Raw genomic sequence first — 11,563 nt, 5'->3', positions numbered from 1 at the left:
TGAGTTCCCTGAAGGGCCGTCGAAGACTACGACGTTGATAGGTTGGGTGTGTAAGCGCTGTGAGGCGTTGAGCTAACCAATACTAATTGCCCGTGAGGCTTGACCATATAACACCCAAGCAATTTGCATGCTCCTAAATAAAGAGCAAAGCCAGATTGCGGTGTGTGAAGACGCAATGAACCGAAAGTTCGCACAACACACAAACTATCGCATACCCAATTTGCCGAAGCGTCGAAAGACGGTTCGGTACCCGAATTTCTTGACGACCATAGAGCATTGGAACCACCTGATCCCATCCCGAACTCAGAAGTGAAACGATGCATCGCCGATGGTAGTGTGGGGTTTCCCCATGTGAGAGTAGGTCATCGTCAAGATTAAATTCCGAAACCCCTATCTGCGCATACAGGTAGGGGTTTTGTTTGTCCTCGAAAAAGCATCCTGAGACTGGCATGGAGTTTGAGTTGCATCTGGTTTCGTGGACATTCCGAGCGAGGGCTGCTGTTGGATCAGTCATTGTCGATCTGGAGTTCATGCAAAAGAAATCCAAGTGAGTCCGGCGCAGCGCTATGGCTTTTCTCCGAGCGATGATCATCCGAGGGCATAGAGTCGTCGGTGCAGAAATTGCCACCAACACACTCTGAACTGTCAACCACGTTAGAGTAGGTCCATGGTGGCCATGGAGTCAGCTATACGGTAGCCCATCGCTTTGTAACCTGCCTGGCGCTTATCCCACATCCTCAGCAGTGCGACATTACCTCCGTCAATGAAGTCGATCACTCGCACATCGGCCTTATCGGCATGCGATCGATGCAACCGCCCCGCATATTGTTGAAGGATTCCCTTCCATGAGATGGGCATTGCCAGCACCAGTGTGTCCAACGGAGGGTGATCGAAGCCTTCACCTACTAGTTTTCCTGTTGCCAGCAGCACCCGTGGAGCATCAGGGGGTAGGGACTCAAGTTCATGTATACGGGAAGTGCGCTGTTTCTTAGGCACTCGCCCATGAAGCGTGAAAAGGTTATGCACGCGCTGCTTCAATTCTAATTCAAGGGCATCCACATGTTCTGTCCGCTCCGTTAGCACTAGAATTTTTCTACCCTCGTTGTACGCCAGTTCAATCTCCGAGACGATTCTGGCTGTCCGCTCAGAGTCGTCGGCTAGATGCCGAAAAACGTCCTGAATCCCAAAGTCGTCGGGGACCACTATTGGTTTGGACAGCATTCGAGGCAGGACAGTTAGGTCATGGGGTGCACTCGCTGGTCGAGCGGCAGAATGTCGGATCGGTCCGCACTGCATGAAAATAATGGGCTGCTGCCCATCTCTGCGCACTGGGGTTGCTGTGAGTCCCAGTACGTACCGCGCGGTCGCGCTCCTCAATAGTGCCTCGAATGACACTGCTGATAGGTGATGGCACTCATCAACGATGATCTGGCCGTAGTTTTTTACCTGATCGCTGATCTCGCCTTTTCGTGATAACGACTGCATTACGGCAATGTCGATGATGCCTGTAAGTTTCGCTTTTCCACCCCCAAGAGTACCAACGACACCATTCCCGACTCCCAAGAACGCCTGCAAGCGCTCTTGCCACTGCCTTAACAGTTCTGTCCGATGCACAAGCACCAACGTGTTAATGCCACGTGCGGCAATCAACGCAGCAGCACTCACCGTTTTACCGAAAGCTGTCGGTGCGCAGAGGATACCGGTGTCATGACTTAGCATTGCGCTGACAGCAGCTTCTTGGTCAGAGCGCAGGGTCCCGAGAAAGCTCAAGTCGATGGGGTCGCCCGCAAAGCGTTCGTCTTTGAGAATAGGGGTGACCCCGTTTTCCTCTAAAAGGTCCAGCGCTGCATCCAAACAGCCACGTGGTAACGCAATATGTTTGGGGAAGTTTTGGGCGCAGCCGATAATCCTTGGCTTGTTCCACACTGACATGCGCATGGCCTGAGCTTTATAGAACTCTGGGTTTTGAAAGGCAGCGAGCCGGACAAGCTGGTTTGCCAATGGCTGTGGCAATTCCGACTTTTCAAAGTAAATTAAGTTAGCCTGTGTGATGTTGACAGCAGCAGGCAACGGGCATGTCAATTTACGTGATCTCGATTCACGATCTTTCCAAGGTTCTGCATCACCTTCGTCATCGACATAGGCGACCCCGAGAGGGTCCCGATTACCCATCGCCTGGATAATAACGGGCTGGATATCTTCTGGACTCATGCGCTGAATCGATGCCAGGAAGGCCCATTGATCAGGATGAGGCTCAAGCGAGTCGTCTACAAAAACGCTTTTGTTTTGGGCTCTGGCCCGCTTTTGTAAAGGGAGCGCGATGAGATTTCCAAAGCCGCCTTTGGGCATGTAGTCCTGGTTTGGAAACAGTCGATCATAGGAGCTGAGCGCCAACTGCCGGGTGCGCTCGCAGGCATGACTGATGATTGCAGCACCGAGGCGGCGCGCATCGCAGGCAGGAACATTACGCTCAAAGAAAATCCAGCCATGAGCCCCTTGGCCTGAGCGCGATATTTCCAGCGCCACCGGGACGTTCAGCTCATGGCATGACTGCACAAAAGCTTTGGAATCATCACGCCATTCAGCCTCATCGAAGTCGACCGCCAAAAAATAACAAGTGTCATCAGAGAGTAGGGGGTAGATACCTACGACCACTTCGCCCGCCAGATGGCGATAGACCACCTCATCGGTCAGCGGAAGCAGTTGGCGGTTACCGCAGTCGCTACATTTAATTCGGGGCTTCTCACAAACGCCAGGCCTCCATTCGTTTGCGCAAGCGGGTGCGTATCCTGATTTACCTGCCTTGCTTTCCCAGCGGATGGGATAAACGTCCGTCCTACCACGAAACAAGCTTCGGAATAGGGCAAGCTTCCCTTCGGTATCGAGTTGCTGTGATTGTTCTGCTTGGACAATCGCTATCTTGACTGGCTCAGCAGGCGGACGCCAATCGATGCCATGAGCATCCAGCAAGGCAACCAATCTTGCATTCTCAACCCTTAGCTTCGCCACCAGATTAGTGTCTATCACCGCCTTCAGCCTCTACGTCTCAGGTAAGCCTGTAGCCTCGAGCTACAACCCTCAGTCCAGCAGTAAAACATAGAGGTTATCAAACAACAGAGGTTTGGTTCAGGAGCTCAGTAGGTTCGCCCTAATTCCAATCAAATCGTTGGCTGGCTGCCGGTGAGGGATACAGAGTGCGCAGTTGCTGGCATTCGGCTAGCGTGGAAAATTCCAGGATTTTCCTAGGCGTAGAGTGATCAGGCTTGTGGTCAGTAGGTAGTAGTAGCACGTCGATTTCGAATTTGAGTTCATGTGCTGGCTCAAAAACCAAACGAGATGTTTTCTTTGCCAGGTCCATGGATTATCTCGGTTCCAGCGTTCAGAAATGGCTGCTTGAATAGTCTTGGCCTGGCGGATGTGACGTTCTCGAGTGGCATGTGCTCCAGTCAGCACCCCAGCCAAGAAGATCTCCATATCGAATGGTTTATTCATACCCGACCACCGATGTACGCCGATACCACGTCGATTCGACCGTGTCCCAGCTCATAGCTGATTTGTATGCGTGCCTCACGATCAAGGCCTGGATCGAGGCGCCTGCACCTGCCACCGTTGATGGGCGCTAGGTGATGGGTGATCTGCTCATAGCGTTCGCACGCATAAGCCGCTCGTAGTTCGTGGAAGCCTTTGAGGTTGTGCGTATGGAGGATATCTCGGGCGGGGCGGACGATTTCCCGTTGGAAATCGAGGTAGCTCTCGTGCGGTGCCAGCAGGTTGCGGCTACCGTCGGGAGAGACCTGTTCGGCGTACCTGAGGGCTTCGCGAATATGGTCATCCACCGTGATCCAACGAGGCGCGGTTGCGCCGCCGCGGCCACCTTTGGTGCCGTCCTGGATGTTGATCTTGTCGCAGTGTTCGGCTTCACGCTTGAGTCGCGGTAGGTCGGCCAGAATCGCTTCTCGAAGACGCATGCCGGTGGCACGTGCTAATTGTGCGATGGCGGCGGCACGCGGATGCTGTTCGCGGAGTGCGTCGACGATGCGCATCACGTGTTCGTGATCTTGGCCTTGAGGGACTGCCGTGCGAGCGGTGCTGCGCTGCGTTCCCAGCGCCTTGCTCGGACTTGGCACTTTCACATATTGATCACCGCGAAGCGCGGCCATGGTCCGGTTGACGCTGGACAATCGGTTTTGCGCGGTAGCGATGGTGAGTTCACCTTGGTCAACTTGCAGGCGCAGATGCCCGGCGTAGTCCAGCAAGGTCTGCTGATCAATTTGTCGCGCGTCGTTAAAGCCCGGCCCATTCTCCGACCGACACCACCGTACAAATGCCTGCCACCGATCACTGTGCGCTTTGACCGTGCCGTAATGCCCACCGCCAAAGAGATCGCGTAACGCCTGCGGTCCGGCATAACTCAGTTGTCGGCCATAGCCAAAATTGCGTCCATCCCGTCTACCTACGAGTGCCATGATCTAACTCCTCTCGAAGCCAAAACCCTTGAAACTTTCCCCACGTCATCCCGCCATGGATGTTGAGTGTTATCAGGGATCAAGGCCCCTGCGACCTGTGAGGGTTGTCCACTAACGTGGGACTGGCGGCTCTTTACGACCGGGAGCTTGGGCATCTCATAATCTGGCCTCCTGAGCACTTCCGCAGAAGTGGGCGGGTGGAGGCTGCACTGGCTGACGAGACCAGCGCCGCGAGATCCTGAGTCGGGTGAAGGCAGTGAGGCGACGACCGGGGCATACCTGACTGTCAGTCAGATGCAGTCCATTCCGTGGGCTGCGGCACCATCATCGGCATCGCTGTTGCTGGTGACTTCGGTGTTTGTCACGCCGATTGTCACGAGGGGGAATGCCGCAAAGCCTTGTACGAGTTAGGCTGCAGCAGCGGTTGAAGCGCCCGTCTCTTTCCGGGAGAAAGAGACGGGCGCAGGTTGGCGCAAGGAGATGGCCAAGCGGATAGGTTGCTGCAGGGCAGCTATGAAAGGGGATGAGTTGCCGCAGTGGGCACACTGGTAAAAGTAGGCATCCATCACATCGCTGTGACCGTACGAGCCGCCAGACGCTAATCGCACTTTGGGAGAACCACCACGGTGTGGCCTAGCCTTAAAGGTTCTGGCTACCTGGGTTGCTGTCAACGACAGCACTTGCACGATCTTTTCTACGCTCGCCGATAGACAGGGTCAAGACTCGATTTTTCGAGAATTCTGCGGCTGTGAATGGCATAAGCCGTCTATGGAAATCCGTGGTTTCTAGAAGACGGTTACGCTGATTTTTAGATTTTTCAAGTGAGGCCCTTCCAAGCAGGGCGGCTTTGCAGCCCTGCTTGGAAGGGCCCGCGTGGAAGGCAAAGCTGTGGAGATTTTACTGGCGGGTTAGCGCTGAAATGCGCCACGCTGATCCTCCAAGGCACTGATGCCGCCACCGATCGCGTTGACCCCGAGAAGCTCCGAAGACTTACGCGACAGAAACTGATTAACCCGCGTATCAAACTGATCCTGCAGGCTCGCAGTAATCCCAACCCTGAGCGCATCGAGATAATCGGCATACCACTGCATCATGATCCGCCGTTGCGTCAGGTACAGCGCCTGGTTGTACTCCCCTGCAATGCCACCCTCGACATGCGCCAGTTGACTTTCAACATGATCCTTCAACCACCCATGTTCGCGCAGCAGCGTGCTCGCGGTGTGGCGAACGCCATGGCTCACCATCCGCCCTTTATAGCCAATCTTGGCAAACACAAGATTGATCGTGTTCTCGCTGATGACGGGGCGTTTCTCACCACTACCCGGAAACAGGTAGCGGCTGCGCCCAGTGCATTGGTGCAGCTTGATCAGCATCGCGATCAGTTGATGGGGCAGGGGGCTGACATAGTCTCGGCGCATCTTCATGCGTTCAGCCGGTATGGTCCACGTCCCTTCTTCAAAATCGATTTCATCCCAAGTCGCATACCGAACCATGCCCGGTCGGCTCGCCGTCAGTATTGCCATCCACGAAGCAATCCTCGACGGCAACCGGCTGGTGGTCTTACTCAGTGCTTGAAGAAATTCCGGCAGCTCGCTTTCACGCAAATGCGGATAGTGCTCAGGAGGAGGCGGCGCCAACGCGATGGCATGAAGTTCTGAAGCCGGATTGTGTTCGCACAACCCGCGCGCAATCGCCTGACTGAAAATCTGCTTGAGCCAGGTCCGAGCCTTGTCTGCCACATTGAACGCCCCGCGCTTTTCGATGCTGGCCTGCAGCTTCGCGCAGTCGGCGCGAGTGATGTGCTCCAGCTGCATCTCACCGAGTGCCGGTAGCAGATCCTTGTCGAGGTAGTCGCGAATCTTCTTTAGCGTCGCATGGCTGCGGCCGGAGTCGGCCTTGAACTGATACCAGTACTCCGTAGCTCGCCTAAAGGTGTTGAGCCCAGCCTCCCGTTGCTGCTGCTTGTCATCCCGCCGCTTGGCGCCAGGGTTGATGTCGTCCTTGAGCAGCTTCCGACATTCAGCCGCCCGTTCGCGAGCCTCCTGCAAGGAAATGCTCGGATAGACGCCAAGCGACACCCGCGCCGGCCGACCAAGGTACGTATAGCGGAAATGCCAGTACTTGCGCCCGTTCGGTTGAACCAAAAGGGCAAGACCCGAACTATCACCCAATGTGTATTGCTTGTCGGTAGGCTTGGAGGCTTTGACTTGCAAGGCGGTAAGGGGCATGGCTGTACACCTCCGGTTCTCGAACTGGAAACTGTACAGAAAATGTACCAAAAAGAGGCTGGCTTGCAAGGGACGGGGATGGAACCCCAGAGACCAAAAAGCCCGCAGTTAGCGGGCTCTAGGGGTGTTGCTTAGCCGTCGTTGGACGTCTATGTACATCAAATGGTGCCCCGAGGGAGACTCGAACTCCCACTCCTTTCGAAAACGGATTTTGAATCCGCCGCGTCTACCAATTCCGCCATCAGGGCTCAATGGCGGCGAAGTATAGAGATGAGATTACCGTTGGTCAATCACGTTTCATGGTCAATTTTCGATATTTCCGCTAGACTTTCGGCCCCTGCTAGACGAACCCCATCATGCGCGTTGCTGACTTTACCTTCGAACTCCCTGATTCGCTGATCGCCCGCCACCCTTTGGCCGAGCGTCGCGGTAGTCGCCTGTTGACCCTTGATGGGGTCAGCGGCGCCCTGGCACACCGTCAATTCACTGATTTGCTTGAGCATTTGCGCTCGGGCGATTTGATGGTGTTCAACAATACCCGGGTGATTCCGGCGCGGCTGTTCGGGCAGAAAGCGTCCGGAGGCAAGCTGGAAATCCTCATCGAACGGGTACTCGATACGCATCGCGTACTGGCGCATGTGCGCTCCAGCAAGTCGCCGAAGCCGGGTTCGAAGATTCTCATCGACGGCGGTGGCGAAGCCGAGATGCTCGCGCGTCACGACGCGTTGTTCGAGTTGGGCTTTGACGAAGAAGTGTTGCCGCTGCTTGATCGCGTCGGGCACATGCCGTTGCCTCCTTATATAGACCGCCCGGATGAAGGCTCGGATCGCGAGCGTTATCAGACGGTGTACGCCGAGCGCCTGGGCGCGGTGGCGGCGCCGACGGCGGGGCTGCATTTCGATCAGGCCTTGATGGAGGCGATTGCCGCCAAAGGCGTCGAGACCACATTCGTCACGCTGCACGTTGGCGCCGGTACGTTCCAGCCAGTGCGCGTCGAAAAGCTTGAAGATCACCACATGCACACCGAGTGGCTGGAAGTCGGCCAGGACGTAGTCGATGCAGTCGCCGCGTGCCGTGCGCGCGGTGGTCGAGTGATTGCCGTGGGCACCACCAGCGTGCGTTCGCTGGAGAGTGCGGCGCGCGATGGCGTGCTCAAACCGTTCAGTGGCGACACCGATATCTTTATCTTCCCGGGCCGGCCGTTCCATGTGGTCGATGCCCTGGTGACCAATTTCCATTTGCCTGAATCCACGCTGTTGATGCTGGTTTCGGCCTTCGCCGGTTACCCCGAAACCATGGCCGCCTATAAGGCTGCCGTCGATAACGGTTACCGCTTTTTCAGCTACGGTGATGCGATGTTCATCACCCGAAATCCCGCGCCGACTGCCCCTAGTGAATCGGACCCAGAGGAAACAGTATGAGTCGCACCTGTCGTATGTCGTTCGAGCTGCTTGCCACCGATGGCAAGGCCCGTCGTGGTCGTCTGACCTTCCCGCGTGGCACCGTCGAGACCCCGGCCTTCATGCCGGTCGGTACTTACGGCACGGTCAAGGGCATGTTGCCGCGTGACATCGTCGCCACCGGCGCGGAAATGATCCTGGGTAACACCTTTCACCTGTGGCTGCGTCCTGGCACTCAAGTGATCAAGGAACACGGCGACCTGCACGATTTCATGCAGTGGAAGGGCCCGATCCTGACCGATTCCGGCGGCTTCCAGGTGTTCAGCCTCGGCGCCATGCGCAAGATCAAGGAAGAGGGCGTGACCTTTGCCTCTCCGGTCGACGGCGCCAAAGTGTTCATGGGCCCGGAAGAGTCGATGCAGGTTCAGCGCGATCTCGGTTCCGATGTCGTGATGATTTTCGACGAATGCACGCCGTACCCGGCTGACGAAGACGTCGCCCGTGTGTCGATGGAGCTGTCGTTGCGCTGGGCTCAGCGTTCGAAGAATGCTCACGGCGAGAATACCGCTGCACTGTTCGGCATCGTCCAGGGCGGCATGCACCAGAATCTGCGCATGCGCTCGCTCGAAGGTCTCGACAAGATCGGCTTTGATGGCCTGGCCATTGGCGGTCTGTCGGTGGGCGAACCGAAGCACGAGATGATCAAGGTGCTCGATTATCTGCCGGGCATGATGCCGGCTGACAAACCTCGTTACCTTATGGGCGTTGGCAAACCGGAAGATCTGGTTGAGGGTGTGCGCCGCGGTGTGGACATGTTCGATTGCGTGATGCCAACCCGTAATGCCCGCAATGGGCATCTGTTCATTGATACAGGCGTGCTGAAGATCCGTAACGCGTTCCATCGCCATGATGAATCGCCACTGGATCCGACCTGCGATTGCTATACCTGCCAGAACTTCTCCCGCGCTTATCTGCATCATCTGGACAAGTGCGGCGAAATGCTGGGAAGCATGCTCAATACCATCCATAACTTGCGCCATTATCAGGTGCTGATGGCTGGTTTGCGCGAGGCTATTCAACAGGGTACATTGGCCGCCTTTGTCGATGCCTTCTACGCCAAACGCGGGCTCCCCGTTCCGCCTTTGGACTGAGTTTTCTGACCCCAAGATTCAACATTTGCAACTGGAGTGCTAAATGAGCTTTTTTATCTCTAACGCCATGGCTGACGCTGCTGCACCGGCTGCTGCAGGCCCAATGGGCGGCGGCTTCGAGTGGATTTTCCTGGTCGGCTTCCTGGTCATCTTCTACCTGATGATCTGGCGCCCACAGGCCAAGCGCGCCAAAGAGCAGAAGAACCTGCTGAGCAGCCTGCAGAAGGGCGACGAAGTGGTCACCACCGGCGGCATCGCCGGCAAGATCACCAAAGTGGCCGATGACTTCGTGGTTCTGGAAGTTTCCGACACCGTGGAAATGAAGTTCCAGAAAGGCGCCATCGCCGCCACGCTGCCAAAAGGCACGCTGAAAGCGATCTAAGGTTCCAACTTCTACTCAATCGACGGGGCGCGCAAGGCGCCCCGCGTTCATAACGGGCGGCGTGATGCTGAACAAATACCCTCTGTGGAAATACATTCTGATCCTGGCGGTGCTGGCGGTCGGTCTGATTTATTCCGCTCCCAATCTTTATCCTGATGACCCGGCCATTCAGGTCAGCGGCGCCAGCACGGCACTGCAGGTCAATCAGGCCGATCTGGATCGCGTAAGCACCGCGCTGAAAGAATCCGGGATCAACGTCAAGGCTGCCACGCTGGCGGCGAACGGCAAGGGCGGTCTGATCCGTCTGAGCAAGGCTGAAGATCAGCTGCCGGCCAAAGACGTTGTGCGCAAGGCATTGGGTGATGACTACGTCGTCGCGCTGAACCTGGCACAGACCACCCCGCAATGGCTGCGCAACCTGGGCGCGCACCCGATGAAGCTGGGTCTGGACTTGTCCGGTGGTGTGCACTTCCTGCTGGAAGTGGACATGGATAAAGCCCTCGATGCACGCCTGAAAGTCTACGAAGGCGACGTCAAGAGCCTGCTGCGTAAAGAGAAGCTGCGTTATCGCAGTCTGCCGCAGCTCAATGGTGCCATTCAGCTGGGCTTCAGCGATGAAGACTCCCGCGAACAGGCCCGTGCACTGATCCGCAAGAACTTCAACGATTTCGACATTGTTCCGGCCGACCTCAATGGTCAACCGGTGCTGCGTCTGGCGATGACCCCGGCCAAGCTGGCGGAAATCCGTGAATACTCCATCAAGCAGAACTTGACCACGGTACGTAACCGCGTCAACGAGCTGGGTGTTGCCGAACCGATCGTCCAGCGTCAGGGCGCCAACCGCATCGTGGTTGAGCTGCCGGGCGTGCAGGACACTGCCGAAGCCAAGCGTATTCTCGGCAAGACGGCCAACCTTGAGTTCCGTCTGGCTGCAGAGCCTGGCGCTTCGAAAGCTACTTCCGAAACTTTCGAGTTCCGTGAAGGCAATCGTCCTTCGGCGCAGATCGAGCGTGGCCTGATCATTACGGGTGACCAGGTAACCGACGCCAAGGCTGGTTTCGGCGAGCACGGCACGCCTGAAGTGAACATTCGTCTGGATGGTCACGGTGGCGAGCTGATGAGTCGTGCGACCCGCAGCAACGTCGGTCGCAGCATGGCTGTGATCTTCATTGAGCAGCGTCCGGTCACCACTTACACCAAGCAAATGGTGAATGGCGTCGAAAAAGACGTCGCGGTGCAGACGTTCAAGGAAGAGAAGAAGATTATCAGCCTGGCGACCATTCAGTCGCCGCTGGGTGCTCAGTTCCGTATCACTGGCCTGAACGGTCAGGGCGAGTCGTCCGAGCTGGCGCTGCTGCTGCGTGCCGGTGGTCTGGCCGCTCCAATGTACTTCGCTGAAGAGCGCACAATCGGCCCGAGCCTGGGTGCTGACAACATCACCAAGGGTATCGATGCGTCGTTGTGGGGCATGTTGTTCGTGTCGCTGTTCATCATCGCCATCTATCGCTTCTTCGGCATCATCGCCACTGTCGCTCTGTCGGTGAACATGGTGTTGCTGCTGGCGCTGATGTCGCTGCTGGGTGCGACGCTGACCCTGCCGGGTATCGCCGGTATCGTCTTGACCATGGGTATGGCGGTCGACGCCAACGTGCTGATCTTCTCGCGGATACGTGAAGAGATCGCCGCGGGCATGTCCGTGCAGCGTGCAATCAACGAAGGCTTCGGCCGGGCATTCACCGCGATTCTCGACGCCAACCTGACCACTCTGTTGGTCGGCGGGATTCTCTTTGCGATGGGCACAGGCCCGGTCAAAGGTTTCGCAGTGACCATGTCCCTCGGGATCTTTACCTCGATGTTCACGGCCATCATGGTGACCCGCGCAATGGTCAACCTGATCTTCGGCGGACGTGACTTCAAGAAGTTGTGGATTTAAGGG

The 11,563-nt window shown here is 56.6% G+C and carries 8 protein-coding genes, 1 tRNA gene and 2 rRNA genes; 6 read left to right on the top strand and 5 right to left on the bottom strand.

All coding sequences use genetic code 11. From position 1 onward, the window contains the following. Both IEQ42_RS10695 and rrf read left to right on the top strand, forming a co-directional pair. Positions 1–107 (top strand): 23S ribosomal RNA (locus IEQ42_RS10695); the annotation flags it as partial. 151 nt (positions 108–258) lie between these two features. Continuing rightward, positions 259–374: ribosomal RNA gene (gene rrf, locus IEQ42_RS10690) — 5S ribosomal RNA — on the top strand. A 280-nt stretch (positions 375–654) separates the two neighbouring features. On the opposite strand, the gene IEQ42_RS10685 is transcribed toward rrf, so the two are convergent. From IEQ42_RS10685 to IEQ42_RS10665, 5 genes are all read right to left on the bottom strand, one after another. Then, positions 655–3,027: a TOTE conflict system archaeo-eukaryotic primase domain-containing protein gene (locus tag IEQ42_RS10685; RefSeq protein ID WP_210703475.1), complete on the bottom strand. Its 2,373-nt coding sequence runs from the start codon at positions 3,025–3,027 to the stop codon at positions 655–657. A gap of 189 nt (positions 3,028–3,216) precedes the next feature. Then, positions 3,217–3,492 (bottom strand): hypothetical protein, encoded by a 276-nt coding sequence (locus IEQ42_RS10680; protein ID WP_210703474.1) that lies wholly within the window; start codon positions 3,490–3,492, stop codon positions 3,217–3,219. After that, positions 3,489–4,466, bottom strand: a complete 978-nt coding sequence (locus tag IEQ42_RS10675; protein WP_210703473.1) for an integrase domain-containing protein — start codon at positions 4,464–4,466, stop codon at positions 3,489–3,491. The genes IEQ42_RS10680 and IEQ42_RS10675 overlap by 4 nt, the downstream gene beginning before the upstream one ends. A gap of 908 nt (positions 4,467–5,374) precedes the next feature. Further along, the gene (locus tag IEQ42_RS10670) at positions 5,375–6,694 is read right to left on the bottom strand and encodes a tyrosine-type recombinase/integrase (protein ID WP_210703472.1); all 1,320 of its coding nucleotides are present in this window, start codon (positions 6,692–6,694) and stop codon (positions 5,375–5,377) included. A gap of 163 nt (positions 6,695–6,857) precedes the next feature. Continuing rightward, positions 6,858–6,942, bottom strand: a tRNA-Leu gene (locus IEQ42_RS10665). A gap of 108 nt (positions 6,943–7,050) precedes the next feature. On the opposite strand from IEQ42_RS10665, the gene queA reads away from it, so the two are divergent. The 4 genes from queA to secD all read left to right on the top strand — a co-directional run bounded on the left by queA (position 7,051) and on the right by secD (position 11,560). Further along, positions 7,051–8,115: a tRNA preQ1(34) S-adenosylmethionine ribosyltransferase-isomerase QueA gene (gene queA / locus IEQ42_RS10660; RefSeq protein WP_042560939.1), complete on the top strand. Its 1,065-nt coding sequence runs from the start codon at positions 7,051–7,053 to the stop codon at positions 8,113–8,115. 14 nt (positions 8,116–8,129) lie between these two features. Continuing rightward, positions 8,130–9,245: a tRNA guanosine(34) transglycosylase Tgt gene (gene tgt, locus IEQ42_RS10655; protein WP_210703484.1), complete on the top strand. Its 1,116-nt coding sequence runs from the start codon at positions 8,130–8,132 to the stop codon at positions 9,243–9,245. A gap of 43 nt (positions 9,246–9,288) precedes the next feature. Beyond that, positions 9,289–9,627, top strand: a complete 339-nt coding sequence (gene yajC / locus IEQ42_RS10650; RefSeq protein ID WP_007916913.1) for a preprotein translocase subunit YajC — start codon at positions 9,289–9,291, stop codon at positions 9,625–9,627. Positions 9,628–9,691: 64 nt separating this feature from the next. Next, positions 9,692–11,560 carry a protein translocase subunit SecD gene (secD, locus tag IEQ42_RS10645; protein WP_210703471.1) on the top strand — a complete coding sequence of 623 codons (1,869 nt, stop codon included), beginning with the start codon at positions 9,692–9,694 and terminating at the stop codon, positions 11,558–11,560. Positions 11,561–11,563: the final 3 nt, after the last annotated feature.

It is taken from the genome of Pseudomonas iridis (assembly GCF_017980685.1).
GTDB lineage: Bacteria > Pseudomonadota > Gammaproteobacteria > Pseudomonadales > Pseudomonadaceae > Aquipseudomonas > Aquipseudomonas iridis.
Note: the sequence above shows the minus strand (reverse complement) of the source record. Positions and strands in the feature narration are given on the sequence as shown.